Source organism: Saccharothrix sp. DSM 118769, assembly GCF_052936295.1.
In genome coordinates this window covers 2125981-2142285 of sequence record NZ_CP193627.1, presented here as the reverse complement: position 1 = coordinate 2142285, position 16305 = coordinate 2125981, and the positions used below count along the sequence as shown (strand labels likewise).

16 protein-coding genes are annotated in these 16305 nt (G+C 72.6%); 4 read left to right on the top strand and 12 right to left on the bottom strand.

Features of this window, described 5'->3' with window-relative positions; genetic code table 11:
- Window positions 1-50 precede the first annotated feature (50 nt).
- Window positions 51-1508 carry a YibE/F family protein gene (locus tag ACRAKJ_RS10145; protein ID WP_438922522.1) on the top strand — a complete coding sequence of 486 codons (1458 nt, stop codon included), beginning with the start codon at window positions 51-53 and terminating at the stop codon, window positions 1506-1508.
- On the opposite strand, the gene ACRAKJ_RS10140 is transcribed toward ACRAKJ_RS10145, so the two are convergent.
- The gene (locus ACRAKJ_RS10140; RefSeq protein ID WP_438922521.1) at window positions 1435-1797 is read right to left on the bottom strand and encodes a DUF1304 domain-containing protein; all 363 of its coding nucleotides are present in this window, start codon (window positions 1795-1797) and stop codon (window positions 1435-1437) included. The two genes, ACRAKJ_RS10145 and ACRAKJ_RS10140, sit on opposite strands and share 74 nt — an antisense overlap.
- A 42-nt stretch (window positions 1798-1839) precedes the next feature.
- On the opposite strand from ACRAKJ_RS10140, the gene ACRAKJ_RS10135 reads away from it, so the two are divergent.
- Window positions 1840-2703: a fused MFS/spermidine synthase gene (locus ACRAKJ_RS10135; RefSeq protein WP_438922520.1), complete on the top strand. Its 864-nt coding sequence runs from the start codon at window positions 1840-1842 to the stop codon at window positions 2701-2703.
- 141 nt (window positions 2704-2844) lie between these two features.
- Here the strand turns inward: ACRAKJ_RS10135 and ACRAKJ_RS10130 are convergent, their stop codons facing one another.
- The 3 genes from ACRAKJ_RS10130 to ACRAKJ_RS10120 are packed head-to-tail and all read right to left on the bottom strand — an operon-like array spanning window position 2845 to window position 5467.
- Window positions 2845-3468 (bottom strand): hypothetical protein, encoded by a 624-nt coding sequence (locus ACRAKJ_RS10130; RefSeq protein WP_438922519.1) that lies wholly within the window; start codon window positions 3466-3468, stop codon window positions 2845-2847.
- Complete coding sequence (gene hisS / locus ACRAKJ_RS10125; RefSeq protein WP_438922518.1) at window positions 3465-4757, bottom strand: histidine--tRNA ligase; 1293 nt, start codon at window positions 4755-4757, stop codon at window positions 3465-3467. The genes ACRAKJ_RS10130 and hisS overlap by 4 nt, the downstream gene beginning before the upstream one ends.
- Before the next feature lie 8 nt (window positions 4758-4765).
- A complete protein-coding gene (locus tag ACRAKJ_RS10120) occupies window positions 4766-5467 on the bottom strand; it encodes an MBL fold metallo-hydrolase (RefSeq protein WP_438922517.1) in 702 nt (233 codons plus the stop codon).
- 145 nt (window positions 5468-5612) lie between these two features.
- Here ACRAKJ_RS10120 and ACRAKJ_RS10115 point away from each other — a divergent pair, with 145 nt between their 5' ends.
- Together ACRAKJ_RS10115 and ACRAKJ_RS10110 are read left to right on the top strand one after the other, a co-directional pair.
- A complete protein-coding gene (locus ACRAKJ_RS10115; protein WP_438922516.1) occupies window positions 5613-6479 on the top strand; it encodes a peptidylprolyl isomerase in 867 nt (288 codons plus the stop codon).
- A gap of 419 nt (window positions 6480-6898) precedes the next feature.
- The gene (locus ACRAKJ_RS10110) at window positions 6899-7222 is read left to right on the top strand and encodes a hypothetical protein (RefSeq protein WP_447008919.1); all 324 of its coding nucleotides are present in this window, start codon (window positions 6899-6901) and stop codon (window positions 7220-7222) included.
- Between the two features lie 63 nt (window positions 7223-7285).
- Here ACRAKJ_RS10110 and ACRAKJ_RS10105 read toward each other — a convergent pair whose 3' ends face one another.
- The 8 genes from ACRAKJ_RS10105 to ruvC form a co-directional block, all read right to left on the bottom strand.
- Entirely contained in the window at window positions 7286-9592 is a 2307-nt protein-coding gene (locus ACRAKJ_RS10105) for a RelA/SpoT family protein (RefSeq protein WP_447008918.1), read from the bottom strand.
- 217 nt (window positions 9593-9809) lie between these two features.
- The gene (locus tag ACRAKJ_RS10100) at window positions 9810-10328 is read right to left on the bottom strand and encodes an adenine phosphoribosyltransferase (RefSeq protein WP_438924176.1); all 519 of its coding nucleotides are present in this window, start codon (window positions 10326-10328) and stop codon (window positions 9810-9812) included.
- Entirely contained in the window at window positions 10325-11506 is a 1182-nt protein-coding gene (gene secF, locus ACRAKJ_RS10095; RefSeq protein ID WP_438924175.1) for a protein translocase subunit SecF, read from the bottom strand. The genes ACRAKJ_RS10100 and secF overlap by 4 nt, the downstream gene beginning before the upstream one ends.
- Window position 11507: 1 nt before the next feature.
- Window positions 11508-13361 carry a protein translocase subunit SecD gene (secD, locus tag ACRAKJ_RS10090; RefSeq protein WP_438924174.1) on the bottom strand — a complete coding sequence of 618 codons (1854 nt, stop codon included), beginning with the start codon at window positions 13359-13361 and terminating at the stop codon, window positions 11508-11510.
- Window positions 13362-13501: 140 nt separating this feature from the next.
- A complete protein-coding gene (gene yajC / locus ACRAKJ_RS10085; RefSeq protein ID WP_438924173.1) occupies window positions 13502-13891 on the bottom strand; it encodes a preprotein translocase subunit YajC in 390 nt (129 codons plus the stop codon).
- Between the two features lie 99 nt (window positions 13892-13990).
- Entirely contained in the window at window positions 13991-15103 is a 1113-nt protein-coding gene (gene ruvB, locus ACRAKJ_RS10080) for a Holliday junction branch migration DNA helicase RuvB (RefSeq protein ID WP_438924172.1), read from the bottom strand.
- Entirely contained in the window at window positions 15100-15687 is a 588-nt protein-coding gene (gene ruvA, locus ACRAKJ_RS10075) for a Holliday junction branch migration protein RuvA (RefSeq protein ID WP_438924171.1), read from the bottom strand. Before ruvA ends, ruvB begins: the two co-directional genes overlap by 4 nt.
- Window positions 15684-16277, bottom strand: coding sequence for a crossover junction endodeoxyribonuclease RuvC (gene ruvC, locus ACRAKJ_RS10070; RefSeq protein ID WP_438924170.1), 594 nt, complete (start codon window positions 16275-16277; stop codon window positions 15684-15686). Before ruvC ends, ruvA begins: the two co-directional genes overlap by 4 nt.
- Window positions 16278-16305: the final 28 nt, after the last annotated feature.

Sequence of the window (16305 nt, the reverse complement as noted above, 5' to 3'; positions counted from 1 at the left end):
CGGCGCGCCGGGCTGTCCGGTCGGCGGGCGCCACCGGGCGATCGGGCAGTATGTGCGCCGTGCAAGCCAAGGACCTGATCGCCGCGCACGGCCACGGCCACGGGCGACCCACCGGCCCCGCGTCCCACCAGGTGCGGCGGTTGCTGCTGGTCCTGCTGCTGCCGCTGGTGCTGGCGACGGTCGTGGGCGCGTTCGTGCTCTACCCGTTCGGGCACGACCAGCGCACCGGCGCGGAGGTCGGCATCACCCAGGTGCCGGTGCTCGGCGACGTGACGGCCGTGGTGGCCGGCGGGTGCGGCCCGGAGGTGGGCCAGGCCGGGGCGACCGGGTGCGTGCTGGTGACCGTGCGGATGACCGACGGCGCGGCGGCCGGGCGGGACGTGCGGGTGCCGGTGCCCGACCAGCCGACGACGCCGGACTTCTCGGTGGGCGACGCGGTCGTGCTGTCCTTCGGCGGCGGCGACCCGAACAGCAGCGCGTCCTACCAGCTCGTCGACTTCCAGCGCGGCACGCCGCTGCTGCTGCTGGCCGTGCTGTTCCTGGCGGCCGTGCTGCTGCTCGGGCGGTGGCACGGGCTGGCCGCGCTGGGCGCGCTGGCGCTGAGCTTCGTGGTGCTGGTGGTGTTCGTGCTGCCCGCGATCCTGGCCGGCGAGAACCCGCTGACGGTGGCCGTGGTCGGCGCGGGGCTGATCATGTTCGTGGTGCTGTACCTGACGCACGGGGTGTCCGCGCGCACGTCCACCGCCGTGCTCGGGACGCTGGTGAGCCTCGCCCTGATCTGCCTGCTGGGCGTCGCGTTCTCCGCGTTCGGCAAGCTCACCGGCATCGACCAGGAGACCGGCAACCTGGTCGCGGTGCTGGGGCACGGCATCGACACCCGCGGGCTGCTGCTGGCCGGGACGGTCATCGGCGCGCTGGGCGTGCTGGACGACGTGACCGTGACGCAGACCAGCGCGGTGTGGGAGCTGCGCCGGGCCAACCCGTCGCTGGGGTTCCGCGACCTGTACGCGGCGGGGTCCCGGATCGGCCGCGACCACCTGTCGTCCGTGGTGAACACCCTGGTCATGGCGTACGCGGGCGCGGCGCTGCCGCTGCTGCTGGCGTTCTCCCTGTCGGGCCGCACGCTGGGCGAGATCCTGACCGCGCAGGAGGTGGCGCAGGAGGTCGTGCGGACCCTGGTGGGCAGCATCGGCCTGGTGGCGGCCGTCCCGATCACCACCGCCCTGGCCGCGTGGGTGGCGGGCCGCGAGGACGCGCCCGCCACCGCCGGGGCGGCCGGGCCCGACGACGACCCGGAGGACGACCGGGAAGAGGACGGCCCGGAGGACGACGTGCCCACCGGGACCGCCGCCTGGAGCGCGCGGGTGACGGGCGACCTGCGCACCGGCTACGACCCCGCGAAGGGCCCCTGGCGACGGCCTCCCCGGACGGCCGCTAGCGAGCGAGCAGCACCACCAGCAGCGCGACCGCGGCGGGCACGGACTGCACGAACAGGATTCGACGACTGACCGTCGCCGCGCCGTACAGCCCGGCCACGACGACGCACGCCAGGAAGAACACGGCGAACGCGAAGCCGACCGACCCGCCGGCCACGACGCCGACCAGCAGGCCCGCGGCGAGGAAGCCGTTGTAGAGGCCCTGGTTGGCCGCCAGCGCCTTGGACTCGGCGGCGAACTCCGCCGTGGTCCCGAACGCCGCGCGACCGCGCGGGGTGTTCCACAGGAACATCTCCAGCACGAGGATGTAGAGGTGGACGGCCGCGACGAGCGCGGTCAGGACATCAGCGGCGATCTGCACGTGCATCACCCTAATGCCGGAGCGACGACTAAGTTGTCGGGTGTGGGACGACTGCGCAAGACCGACGAGACCATCACGAGGGAGGTGGACTCGGGCATCGCGGAACTCGTCCCCGACCAGGACGTGCCGCGGGCGTGGGTGCTGCGCCTGAACGGCACCCCGCAGTCGCACGTCGACCTGGACGACCCGACGCACCTGGAGTTCGAGTACCTGCGGCGGCTCGGCCACGTCGCCGACCTGGTGGCCCCGGACGGCGACCCGATCCGCGCCCTGCACCTCGGCGGCGGCGCGCTCACCCTCCCCCGCTACGTCGCCACCACCCGCCCGCGCTCCACCCAGCAGGTCGTGGAGATCGACGCGGCGCTGGTCGAGCTGGTGCGCGGCGTGCTCCCGCTGGACCGCAACTGGCGCATCCGCGTCCGCACCGGCGACGCGCGGGCCGTGCTGGTCAGGGCGCCCGAGGACACGTTCGACCTGGTCGTCACCGACGTCTTCGCGGGCGCGCGCACCCCGGCGCACCTCACGTCGGTGGAGTTCGTGCACCAGGTGTCCCGGACGCTGCGCGCGGGCGGCGTCTACGCGGCCAACATCGGCGACGGCGGCCCGCTCACCTTCGCCCGCGCCCAGGCGGCCACCGTGCGCGCCGTGTTCCCCCACGTGTGCGTCCTGGCCGAACCCACCGTCTTCCGCGGCCGGCGCTTCGGCAACTTCGTCCTGGTCGCCTCGCACACCGAGCTGCCGATCGCCGCCCTGACCCGCCGCACGGCCGGCGACCCGTTCCCCGGCCGGGTCGAGCACGACGCCTCGCTGACCCGTTTCATCGGCGGCGTGCCGCCCACGACGGACGCGACGGCCACCCTCTCCCCCGCACCGCCCAAGGGCACCTGGGGCCTGCCGGACGACTGACCGGCTCCCGCCGCCCGACCGCCCGACCGCTCCCGCGCGGCACGACGGACGACAGCCGTGCCCGCCGGTTCGCCCCGACCGCCACCGGCCACCCCGCCCGCCGGCGACCGCCCTTGCCGCGGACGGCCGCTGGCGTGCGGGCTAGTCCAGCGTCGACACGAACCGGGAGATGGCCTTCGGGTTCAGCTTCTGCGCCAGCTTGCCCGTCGGGGCCGTCGCGGCCAGCTGGTAGAGCGGCCGGTCGGCGGTGGCCAGGCCGCGGGCCTCGGCGCGGAGCTGGGCGACCAGCAGCTCGGAGAAGAGGAGCCCCGGCGGGTCGCCGCGGCCCGCGAGGACGTCCGCCAGCGTGCGCAGCGGCAGGATGCCCTGCTCGCGGGCGCCGGTGCCCGAGTAGACGGCGAGCGCCAGGTTGACCGCCTTGCGCCCCCCTCGCACGAGCAGGCCCACGGTGCGGGCCCCACGCACGTCGGTCACCAGCAGGTCGAGCTGCTCGGCGGTGTGCAGGTCCACCGAGCGGGTGCCGAACGCCCGCACGGACAGGACCTTGCCCTCCAGCCGCACGCGCCGCCGGGCCTCGGAGACGGCCAGCAGCGCGAAGGGCACGAAGAAGATCGCCGCCGTGACCAGGCCGGCGGTGCGGCCGGCGAGCAGCCCCAGCAACCCGCCGAAGGCGGCGGCGACGACGAGCGCGCTGACGACGACCGTCACGGCGCGCTTGCGCACCTGCTCCGGCTCCAGCAGGTCGAGGGGGATGCTCTCGCTCACCGGCCCAACGCCTCCAGCACCGACGTCACCGCGTCCGCCAGCGGCACGGACCGCTGGTCGCCCGTCGCCAGCTCCTTGAGCTGCACGACCCCGGCCTCGATGTCGCGTTCGCCGAGCACGAGCGCGAACCGCGCGCCCGAGCGGTCGGCGCCCTTCATCGCACCCTTGAGCCCCTTGCCGCCGTAGGCGAGGTCGTAGCGCACGCCCGCACCGCGCAGCGGCGCCGCCAGGGCGACCAGGCGGGACTTCGCCGCCTCGCCCAGCGGCACGCCGTACACCTCGCAGCGCGCCGGGTCGCCGGGCACGACGCCCTCGGCCTGGCAGGCCAGCAGCGCCCGGTCCACGCCCAGCCCGAAGCCGACGCCGGACAGCGGCTGGCCGCCGAGCTGCTCCATCAGGCCGTCGTAGCGCCCGCCGCCGCCGATGCCGGACTGCGCGCCCAGCCCGTCGTGCACGAACTCGAACGTCGTCTTCGTGTAGTAGTCGAGGCCGCGCACCATCCGCGGGTTCTCCACGAACTTCACGCCCAGGTCGCCGAGGTACCCCTTGACGGCCTCGTAGTGGGCCAGCGACTCGGCGGACAGGTTGTCCACCATCAGCGGCGCGTCGGCGACCAGCTCGCGCACCTCGGGCCGCTTGTCGTCGAGCACCCGCAGCGGGTTGATCTCGGCGCGGCGGCGGGTCTCGTCGTCCAGCGGCAGCCCCGCCAGGAACGCCTGGAGCTTCTCCCGGTACCGGGGTCGGCACGTCGAGTCGCCCAGCGAGGTCAGCTCCAGCCGGAACCCGGTCAGCCCGAGCGACCGGAACCCGGCGTCGGCGACCGCGATGACCTCGGCGTCCAGCGCCGGGTCGTCCACGCCCACGGCCTCGACGCCGACCTGGTGGAACTGCCGGTAGCGGCCCGCCTGGGGCTGCTCGGCGCGGAAGAACTGGCCCGCGTAGGCGAGCTTCACGGGCAGCTGCCCGCGGTCCAGGCCGTGCTCGATGACGGCGCGCATGACGCCCGCCGTGCCCTCGGGCCGCAGCGTGATGGACCGGCCGCCGCGGTCGGTGAAGGTGTACATCTCCTTGCTGACCACGTCGGTGGACTCGCCGACGCCGCGCGCGAACAGCGCGGTGTCCTCGAAGACGGGCAGCTCGACGTAGCCGTAGCCGGCGCGGCGCGCGGAGTCCACCAGCGCCTCGCGGACCGCCAGGAACGACGCGGAGGTCGGCGGGAAGTAGTCGGGCACGCCCTTGGGCGCGGAGAAGGGCGGTGCGGAAGAGGTCGGTGCGGAAGAGGTCGTCACGGTGTTCCCTACAGTCCTCGCTGCGGTGCGGCCGGCGCGTCGGGGGAACCCAGCTCCAGCAGGAACGGGTTGCTCGCGCGCTCGCGGCCGATGGTCGTCGTGGGCCCGTGGCCGGGCAGCACCACCGTGTCGTCGGCCAGCGTCAGCACCTTCGTGCGCAGCGACGCCAGCATCTCGCGGTGGTCCCCGCCCGGCAGGTCGGTGCGCCCGATGGAGCCGGCGAAGAGGGTGTCGCCGGACAGCACGAGCCGTCCGCCCTCCTCGGTGCCGGCGCGGAACATCACCGACCCGCCGGTATGGCCCGGTGTGTGGTCGACGGTCAGCTTCAGGCCGGCCAGGTCCAGCTCGGCGCCGTCGGCCAGCTCGCGCACCTCGCGCGGCTCGCGCATCTCCAGGTTGCCCCCGAAGAACGCCCGCGACTCGGCGCTGATGCCCTTGAGCGGGTCCGACAGCAGCTCGCGGTCCCGGGGGTGCACCCAGGCGGGCACGTCGTTGCCGTCGCAGACGGGCGCGACGGAGAACGAGTGGTCGAAGTGGCCGTGCGTCAGCAGCACGGCGACGGGCGACAGCCGGTGCTCGCGCAGCGCCTCGGCGACCGGCTCCTCCGCGTCCTGGCCGGGGTCGACCACCACGCACGGCCCGCCCGCACCCGTGGCCAGCAGGAAGCAGTTGGCCTGGAGGGCGCCGGTGGGGAACCCGATCACGAGCACGGGAGCACCTCTCGACGGCAACGGATCGACAACGGATCACTGCGGACCCCGCCACCAGCCTATCCGCCACACGCCGGCTATATACGTGCCCCCTAGACTGCTCACCGATCGTCGCCGTCGACGCAGAGACCAGGGAGGGTGCGAGGTGCCGACCAACGTGCAGCGCCGCGAGCAGGCCAAGCGGAAGCTGGAACGCCAGCTCGTCCGCCGGGCGGAGCGCGCGAAGCGGCGCCGGGTGTTCGCCGTCGTGGGGACCGTGGTCGCGGTCGTCGTCGTCGCGGGCGGTGTGTACTTCCTCGCCACGGCCGACTTCGGCGGCGGCGGTGGCGACGACGCGGCGGCCAGCTCCAGCGCGCCCGCACCCATCACCATCCCGACCGAGGTCAAGGCCCTGCCGACCCGCCCGACGCCCCTCGCGGACCCCGCGAGCTGCGAGTACCGGCCGTCGACGGAGCCCGCCTCGAAGGAGGGCACGAAGGCGCCCGAGGGCGGCGGCATCGCCGCGTCCGGCACCGTGCAGGCCACCGTCAAGGCCAACATCGGCGAGCTGAAGCTCACCCTGGACCGGGCGCTCGCGCCCTGCGCGGTGAACAGCTTCGTCAACCTGGTCAAGCAGGGCTACTACGACGGCAGCACGTGCCACCGCATCGGCACCGAGGGCCTCCAGATGCTCCAGTGCGGCGACCCGACGGGCACCGGCTCCGGCGGCCCCGGCTACGCGTTCGACAACGAGACGTGGCCCGAGCTGACCTACGGCCGCGGCTACCTGGCCATGGCGAACGCCGGCACGGACGAGGCGACGCAGAAGGGCACGAACGGCAGCCAGTTCTTCATCGTCTACGGCGACGCGCAGCTCTCGCCCGACTACTCGGTCTTCGGCAGCATCGACGAGGCGGGCCTGAAGCTGATCGATGAGGTCGCCCGCGCGGGCCACGACGGGTCGTTCGACCCGGCGCCCGGTGGCGGCAAGCCGAACAAGGAAGTGAAGTTCGAGACGGTCAGCGTCGCCTGACCCGACCGGACCCGGCGGACGCCGGACGCGCAGGGGCCCCGCACCCGGGAGAGGGGTGCGGGGCCCCTGCGTCTTCCCCGTCGGCCTGTGGGGACCGACGGGGCGGATGGTCCCACCACGCGATGACGTTTCACTGACGCGACCCGCCGGCACACCTGCCGGAGGTTGATCTCCGACGAGCGGGGAATTCGTGTCCCGCCGGCGGGAAAACGCCCGCCGAGCGAGCGCGAAGCACATTCCGGACCAACCGAGATTCGCTCGCATTCATCGGCTTTCCGCTGGTCAAAAGCCCACAGCACCAGTCACTCTGCGTACTGCCCGGGGCGCACCCAATCAGCGGATACTCGCCCGACTGCCCGGACGATTGACTCCCGTTGCCCAAGGAAAGAATTCATGGGTTTATTTTCCAGGGAGGAAAGTTGACGTTCGCGAAATCGTTCGCCGTACGGTCGGCGGTCGTGATTTCCGCGCTGTTCGCGATGTTCTCGGGCGTACAGGCCGCGCAGGCCCAACCGGCCGTCGCCGCCCCCGCCGACGACGTGAGCGCGCAGGTGATCTGCGGGCTGCACGACGAGTTCTGGGGCTGGTACTGGGGCAACTGCACCAACCAGCCGATCATCATCCGCTGGCACCTCTACAACAACCCGTGGTCGTACAAGTGCACCGCGCCGCACAGCGACACCTGGCTCGGTGACCCCGGCACGCCCACCGTCGAGGTGCTCCAGGGGCCCTGCATCCCCTGACCCGCGACCCCACGACCCGGGCCCGGCGCCTCTCACGCGCCGGGCCCGGTGCTCGTGGGTGCGTCAGGAGGCGGACGTGACCCGGTAGACGTCGTAGACGCCCTCCACCGAGCGGACCGCCTTCAGCACGTGGCCGAGGTGCTTCGGGTCGCCCATCTCGAACGAGAACCGCGACACCGCGACCCGGTCGCGGGACGTGGTCACCGACGCGGACAGGATGTTGACCTTCTCGTCGGCCAGCACCTTCGTCACGTCGGACAGCAGGCGGTGCCGGTCCAGCGCCTCGACCTGGATGGCCACCAGGAACACCGAGGACGACGACGGCGCCCACTCCACGTCCAGCAGCCGTTCCGGCGTCTGGAGCAGCTCGTCCGCGTTGGTGCAGTCGGTCCGGTGCACGGACACGCCGCCACCCCGGGTGACGAAGCCCAGGATGTCGTCGCCGGGCACGGGCGTGCAGCAGCGGGCCAGCTTGACCCACACGTCGGACGCGTCCTTGACGATGACGCCGGCGTCGCCGGTGACCCGGCGGCGGGCGACGGTGGACGGGGTGGAGCGGTCGGCCAGCTCCTCCTCGGCGTGGTCGACGCCGCCCAGCTGGGCGACGAGCCGCTGCACGACGTGCCGGGCGGAGGTGTGGCCCTCGCCGACCGCCGCGTACAGCGCGGACACGTCCGGGTAGTGCAGCTCCTTCGACAGGGCGCCCATGGAGTCGGCGGAGACGAGTCGCTGGAGGGGCAGCCCGACGCGGCGGACCTCCTTGGCGATGGCGTCCTTGCCGACCTCGATGGCCTCTTCCTTGCGCTCCTTCGCGAACCACTGCTTGATCTTCGCCTTGGCGCGCGGGGAGGCCGCGAAGGACAGCCAGTCGCGGGACGGGCCCGCCCCCTCGGCCTTCGAGGTGAAGATCTCGATGACCTCGCCGTTCTCCAACTTGCGTTCGAGGGCGACGAGGCGGCCGTTGACCCGGGCGCCGATGCAGCGGTGACCGACCTCGGTGTGCACGGCGTAGGCGAAGTCGACCGGCGTGGAGCCCGTCGGCAGCGTCACGACGTCACCCTTGGGGGTGAACACGAAGATCTCGCGCGCGGCGAGGTCGAAGCGCAGCGACTCCAGGAACTCGCCGGGGTCGGCGGCCTCCCGCTGCCAGTCGAGGAGCTGGCGCATCCAGGCCATCTCGTCGACCTCGACGCCCTTGCCGGTGTGCGTGCCGCGCGTCTCCTTGTACCGCCAGTGCGCCGCGATGCCGTACTCGGCGGTGCGGTGCATGTCGTAGGTGCGGATCTGGACTTCCAGCGGCTTGCCGTCCGGGCCGATCACGGTCGTGTGCAGCGACTGGTAGACGCCGAACCGGGGCTGGGCGATGTAGTCCTTGAACCGGCCGGGCATCGGCTGCCACAGCGCGTGCACCACGCCCATCGCGGCGTAGCAGTCGCGCACCTCGTCCACCTGGATGCGCACGCCCACCAGGTCGTGGATGTCGTCGAAGTCCCGACCGCGCACGATCATCTTCTGGTTGATCGAGTAGTAGTGCTTCGGCCTGCCCTCGACCTTGGCCGTGATGCGGGCGCCCTCCAGCTGCGAGGACAGCTCGTTGATGACGCCGCTCAGGTACGTGTCGCGGGACGGCGCGCGGTTGGCGACCAGGCGCACGATCTCGTCGTACTTCTTCGGCTGGAGGATGGCGAACGCCAGGTCCTCCAGCTCCCACTTCACCGTCGCCATGCCCAGGCGGTGCGCGAGCGGGGCCAGCACCTCCAGGGTCTCGCGGGCCTTGCGGGCCTGCTTCTCCGGGGGCAGGAAGCGCATGGTGCGCATGTTGTGCAGCCGGTCGGCGAGCTTGATGACCAGGACGCGGGGGTCCTTCGCCATCGCGATGACCATCTTGCGGATGGTCTCCGCCTCGGCCGCCGCGCCCAGCTTGACCTTGTCGAGCTTCGTGACGCCGTCCACGAGCAGCGCGACCTCGTTGCCGAAGTCGACGCGCAGCTGGTCCAGCGAGTAGTCGGTGTCCTCGACCGTGTCGTGCAGCAGGGCGGCGACCAGCGTGGTCGTGTCCATGCCCAGCTCGGCGAGGATCGTCGCCACCGCCAGCGGGTGGGTGATGTAGGGGTCGCCGGACTTCCGCCGCTGCGGCCGGTGCTTCTCCTCGGCCACGTCGTAGGCGTGCTGGAGCAGCGCCAGGTCGGCCTTCGGGTGCAGGTCGCGGTGCACGGCCGCCAGCGGTTCGAGCACCTGCTTGACCGGTGCGGCGCGCTGGGCGGTGATGCGCCGCGCCAGCCGTGCTCGCACGCGCCTGGTGGCCGACGGCGGCCGTGCCGCTGCGGGCACGGGCTGCGCCGACTGCGCGGGTTCGGTGTCCTGGCTCAACCACGCTCCTCGGGTCTAGGAACCGAGGATAACTCCGTTGCGCCGGCCGATCCGGTCGTGAACCGACGAGCGGTGCACTTCACACGGTGAACAGCAGCTGTGATTAGGTCGGACCGGTCGCCCGGCCACCCACTCACCTGCGTGGACGCGCTCCCGAGTCACGATCCGGGCACGCTTGTGCGACCGCCGCCGGCGCGGGGGTGTCCCGCCGGCGGGCTCAGACGGTCAGCAGGGCGTTGACCTGGCGGCCCGCGAGCCGCTCCCGGCCGCCCAGGCCCGGGATCTCCAGCACCACCGACACGCCGGTCACCACCCCGCCGGCCTTCTCGACCAGCTCGCACGCCGCCGCGGCCGTGCCGCCGGTCGCCAGCACGTCGTCGACGACCACGACGTGTTGACCGGGCGTGATGGCCTCGGCGGGCAGTTCGAGGGTCGCCTCGCCGTACTCCAGCGCGTACGACACGCGGTGGGCGACGGCGGGCAGCTTGCCCGGCTTGCGCAGCGGCACGACGCCGTAGCGCCAGCCGTAGCCGAGGGCGGCGCCGAGCAGGAAGCCGCGCGACTCGACGGCGGCCACCAGCTGGGTGTCCGGGTGGATCTCGCCCTGGAGCCCGTCGACCACGGCGCGCAGGGCGTCCGGGTCGGCGAGGACCGGCGTGAGGTCCCGGAAGACGACCCCCGGCAGGGGGAAGTCCGGGACCTCACGCAGGAGCCCCAGGGCCCGGTCGAGCCTCAACGGTGCTTCTTGCCGGTCGGGCGACGGCGGGCGTCGGCCGACTTGGCCGTGCGGGACGGCGCCCCCGCGGCGGCGGCCATCGCCTTCTCCTTGCGCAGCTCGGCGGCCAGCGACTCGTCGTCGGTGGACTCCACGACGTCACCACCGGTGACGACCTCGCCGCTCGACTTGCGGGCCAGGTTGTCGCGGCGGGCCTTCACCCGGGCGGCCTGCGCCTTGTACTTCGGGTCGCGCATCTTCAGGTCCACCGCGACCGGCGTGGCGATGTAGATGGACGACAGGGCGCCGATCGCCATGCCGGTGAGCTGCACGAGCGCCAGGTCCTTCAGCGTGCCGACGCCGAGCAGGCCCACGCCGATGGCGAGCAGGCCGACCACCGGCAGCAGCGCGATCAGCGAGGTGTTGATCGACCGCATCAGGGTCTGGTTGACCGCCAGGTTGGCCGCCTCGCCGTAGGTGCGGCGGGTGAGGCCGAGCAGGCCGCGGGTGTTCTCCTTGACCTTGTCGAACACCACCACCGTGTCGTACAGCGAGAACCCGAGGATGGTGAGCAGGCCGACCACGGTGGCGGGCGAGACCTCGAAGCCGATCAGCGAGTAGACGCCCGCCGTGATCACCACGTCGTGCACCACGGCGACGAGCGCGCCGATCGCCATGGACAGCTCGAAGTACAGCGCCAGGAAGATCATCACCGCGACGAAGAACACGGCGAGCGCGATCAGCGCCTGGGTGGTGATCTCACCGCCCCAGGAGGCGGAGACGGCGCTGTCGCTGATCGTGTCGATGCCGCCGTTGGGCTTCAGGTCGTTGTTCAGCGCCTGCTTGAGGGTGGTGACCTCGTCCGCGCTGAGCGTCTCGGAGCGGAGCTGGATGGTCGCCGAGTCGCCGGTGCCGACCGTCTGCGCGGAGGTCGCCTCCTTGTTCAGCGCCTTCTCGAAGCTCTCCTTGACGGCGTCCGTCGTGATGGTGCCGGACGAGCTCTGCGCGGGCATCTGGACGCGCGTGCCGCCGGTGAAGTCGATGCCCAGGTTGAACCCCTTGAGCACGATCGACAGGATGCACACCAGCAGGATCGCGCCGAAGATCGCGTACCAGCGCCGGCGCTTGCCGACGATGTCGAAGGCGCCGTTGCCGACGTAGAGCCGCTTGAAGATCCCGAGCTTCTTCGCCTCGGCCACGTCAGGCCCCCTTCACGGCAGTGCCCTTGGCCGCGCGGTCGGCGACGGCGGCCTGCACGGCCTCGCCCAGACCGGACAGCTTCGGGTTGGACAGCTTCTTCGACTTGGAGGCCATCGCCACGAGCGGGTGCGTGACCAGGAAGACCACGACCAGGTCGAGCACGGTCGACATGCCCAGGGTGAACGCGAAGCCCTTCACCTGGCCGACGGCGATCACGTACAGGATGGCCGAGGCCAGGAAGCTCACCGCGTCCGCCGAGAGGATCGTGCGGCGGGAGCGGACCCACGCGCGCGGCACGCCGGACCGGAACGTCCGGCCCTCCCGCACCTCGTCCTTGAGCCGTTCGAAGAACACCACGAACGAGTCGGCGGTGATACCGATGGCGACGATGAACCCGGCGATGCCCGCGAGGTCGAGGGTGAACCCGATCCAGCGGCCGAGCAGCACCAGCACCGCGTAGATGACGACGGCCGACAGGACCAGCGACAGGATCGTCAGCACGCCCAGCAGGCGGTAGTAGAACAAGCAGTAGAGGAACACCAGCGCGAGGCCGATGCCGCCCGCGATCAGGCCGGCCTTCAGCGAGGCCAGGCCCAGCGTCGCGGACACCGTCTCGGCCTCGGAGGGCTCGAACGACAGCGGCAGCGAGCCGTACTTCAGCACGTTGGCGAGGCTGTTCGCCTCGGCCTGGTTGAACTGGCCGCTGATCTGGGTGTTGCCGCCCAGGATGGGCTCGTTGATGTTCGGCGCGGACACGACCTGGCTGTCCAGCACGACCGCGACCTGCTGCGACACGTTCGCCGAGGTGAACTTGCCCCACTTGTCGCCGCCGGAGGACTTGAACGTCAGGTCCACGACGAAGCCCGCGCCCTGCGGGTTGACGCCGGAGACGGCGTTGGAGACGTCCTCACCGGTCAGCCGCGAGTACAGGCTGTAGTCGTCTTCCTTGACGCTGCCGTCGTTCGGCGGGTTCACCGGGGCCAGCACGTACTTCTCGGTGCGGTCCTGGTCGCAGGTCAGCAGCGGCAGCGCCGGGTCGTCGTTGCCGATCAGCGGGTCGATCGTGGGGCAGGTGAACGCGGTCAGCGCCTGCTGGACGGTCTGCGCGTCCAGCGTGGTCAGCTGCGGGTCCTGCCGGCAGGTCCGGGACTCCTCGATGGCCTTGGTCGGGTCGTCGGAGTACTCGCCGGCGAACACCGCGCGGCAGTCCACCTGCGGCTCGGTGGGGGCGTTGGGGTCCGTCGGCTGCGCGTTCGGGTCGGTCGGCTGCGCGTTCGGGTCCGTCGGCTGCGCACCCGTGGTCTCGGGCTGGCCCTCCACCATCGGGGCCGGGCGGCCCTGGCCGGTGGTGGTCGCCGGCGCGGAACCCGCGGTCTCCGACGGCGCGGCGCTGCCCGAGGTGGGCGGCGCGGCCGACCCGGAGGTGCTCGGCGGCGCGCTGCCGCTCGTGGACGGCTCCGGCTCCGGCGCGTTGGGCAGCGGCGAGCCGACGACCTTGCGGAAGTTCAGCTTCGCCGTCTGGCCGAGGCGCTTGGCGCCCTCGCTGTCCGAACCGGGGACCGTGATCACCAGGTTCGTGCCGTCGCGGACGACCTCGGCGCCGGAGACGCCGAGGCCGTTCACGCGCGTCTCGATGAGGGTGCGCGCCTGGTTCAGCGCCTCGTCGGTCGGCGTCTGGCCATCAGGAGCCCGGGCGGTCAGGGTGACGCGCGTGCCGCCCTGGAGGTCGATGCCGAGCTTGGGGGTCGCCTTGCCGTTCCCGGTGAAGAACACCAGGGAGTACAGCGCGACCACGATGAGGACAAATGCGCCCAGGTACTTCGCGGGGCGGATTTGCCCGGCCGGAGGTGCCACGGTCCGTCCGTCTCCTGATAGTTGACAAGGTCAGCGATGGCGCAGCGTACCCCTGATGGTGTGAGCTGCGCGTCACTGCCTGGAGTCGGCACGTTCACAGTTGCCGGCTCCAGGCGCGGGGGTCTTCTTGCGGGTGCCGCTTACTTCTTGGTGTTGTGCTCCACCGGTTCGGCCACCACGCGGTCGGCGGCGGGGCGGTCGGCGGGCTCGTCGACGACCTCGGCCACGTCGTCCACGTCGTCCACGACGGCGTCGCTCTCGGTGTCCGCGACGACCTTCTCGCGGATGGCCTGGCGCAGCCAGGTGGTCACCACGCCGTCGCCGATCTCCAGGTCGATCGTGGAGTCGTCGCCGGCGTCGGTGACGGTCGCGAACAGCCCGGAGGTGGTCATGACCCGGTCACCCGGCTCCAGGGAGGTCAACAGCGCCTGCTGCTCCGCGACCGCCTTCTTCTGCTTGCGGGCGCTGAGGAACAGCGGCACCGCGAGCAGCACGAGCAGCAGCGGGAACATCAAGGAGGACAGGTCCATCATTCTCCGATCGACCGGACTGCACGGGTGCGGGACAGCGCCCGGAACGTCCGGATTTCTGGGGTGCCGGTCCCGATTGTGCCAGGTCAGTAATCCCGATCACCCGGAGGCGTCGTCGAACAGCGGTCGGGTGGCCTCACCCGGTGCCTGCGGCGGCGGCGTGAGCCCCAGGTGCAGCCACGCGGTGGCGGTCGCGACCCGGCCGCGCGGGGTGCGCGCGAGCATCCCGGCGCGCACCAGGTAGGGCTCGCAGACCTCCTCGACGGTGGTCGGCTCCTCCCCCACCGCGACGGCCAGCGTGGAGACGCCCACGGGCCCGCCGCCGAACGACCGGACCAGCGCGCTCAGCACCGCCCGGTCGAGCCGGTCCAGGCCCAGCTCGTCCACGTCGTACACGGCCAGGGCGTCCCGGGCCACCTCGCGGGTGACGGCGCCGTCCGCGCGCACCTCCGCGTAGTCCCGCACCCGCCTGAGCAGGCGGTTGGCGATGCGGGGCGTGCCCCGGGAGCGCCCGGCGATCTCCCGGCCGCCGTCCTCGCGCAGGTCGACGCCGAGGATCGAGGCCGAGCGGCGCACGATCAGCTCCAGCTCGTCGGCCGTGTAGAACTCCATGTGCCCGGTGAAGCCGAAGCGGTCGCGCAGCGGCCCGGTCAGCGCGCCGGACCGGGTCGTGGCGCCGACCAGGGTGAACGGGGCGATGTCGAGCGGGATGCTGGTCGCGCCCGGCCCCTTGCCGACGACGACGTCGACCCGGAAGTCCTCCATCGCGAGGTAGAGCATCTCCTCGGCGGGGCGGGCCATCCGGTGGATCTCGTCGATGAACAGCACGTCGCCCTCGACCAGGTTCGACAGCATCGCGGCGAGGTCGCCCGCGCGCTCCAGGGCGGGGCCGGAGGTGATCCGCAGCGACGCGCCCAGCTCGGCCGCGATGATCATCGCGAGGCTGGTCTTGCCCAGGCCGGGCGGGCCGGACAGCAGCACGTGGTCGGGGGGCGAGCCGCGCCGCATCGCGCCGCGCAGGACCAGTTCGAGCTGCTCGCGGACCTTCGGTTGTCCGACGAACTCGTGCAGGTCCTTCGGCCGCAGGGTGGTCTCGACGTCCCGCTCGGCCGGGTCGGGCAGCGGGTCGAGGGTGTCCCGGTCGAGGTCGTCCCGGCCGAAGTCGTCCCGGTCGAGGTCGTCGGCGAAGTCCCCGGGCCCGAAGGTGGTCATCGCTTGCGGCCCAGCGCGGTCAGGGCGCGGCGCAGCACGTCGGAGGTGCCCAGGGAGCCGTCGGCGGCCAGCACGGCGTCCACCGCCGCCTCGGCCTGCTTGGCGGGGAAGCCCAGGCCGAGCAGGGCCTCGACGACCTGCGTGCGGACCACGCCGGTGTCGCTCGCCGCGGGCGCGGTCGCCAACTGGCCCACCTTGTCGCGCAGCTCGATGATCAGCCGCTCGGCGCCCTTGCGGCCGATGCCGGGCACCTGGGTGAGCACGGTGATGTTGCCCTCGGCCAGCGCGGCGCGCAGCTTGTCCGGCTCCAGCACGGCGAGCGTCGCCAGCGCGATCCGCGGCCCGATCCCGGACACCGTCTGGAGCAGGCCGAACAGCTCGCGCGCCTCGGCGTCGGCGAACCCGAACAGGGTCAGCGAGTCCTCGCGCACGACGAGCGACGTCGACAGCGACGCCTCCTCGCCGCGGCGCAGGGTGGCGAGCGTGGCGGGCGTGGCCTGCACGGCGAAGCCGACGCCACCGACCTCGACGACCACGTGGTCGAGACCGATGGACTGCACCTGCCCGCGCAGCGACGAGATCACTGGGTCCTACCTCCGGTCCTGGCGCCGCCGGTCCTGGCGGCCGCCTGCGCCAGTTTCGCGCGGTGGGTCCTGGCGACCTCCGCCGCCCTCGCCTGCGCCTCCTCCAACCGCGACCGCATGGGCGCGCGCCACAGGTGGCAGATGGCCAGCGCGAGCGCGTCGGCGGCGTCCGCGGGCTTCGGGGCGACCTTGAGGCCGAGGAGCTTCGTCACCATCGCCGTGACCTGGGCCTTGTCCGCCCGGCCCGAGCCGGTGACGGCGGCCTTCACCTCGCTGGGCGTGTGGAACACGACGGGCAGGCCGCGGCGCGCGGCCGACAGCGCCACCACCCCGCCCGCCTGGGCGGTGCCCATCGCGGTGCGCACGTTGTGCTGGCTGAACACCCGTTCGACGGCGACCACCTGCGGGCGGTAGGTGTCCAGCCACCGCTCGACGGCGTCGGAGAGCTGGAGGAGGCGCACGGCGAGGTCGGCGTCCGCGGGCGTGCGCACGACGTCCACGGCCACCGGGCGCACGGTGCGGCCGGGGCCGCCGTCGACCACCCCGAACCCGCACCGGGTCAGGCCGGGGTCGACTCCGAACACGCGCACCGCTGGTCCCCTCGAACGACGAACACCA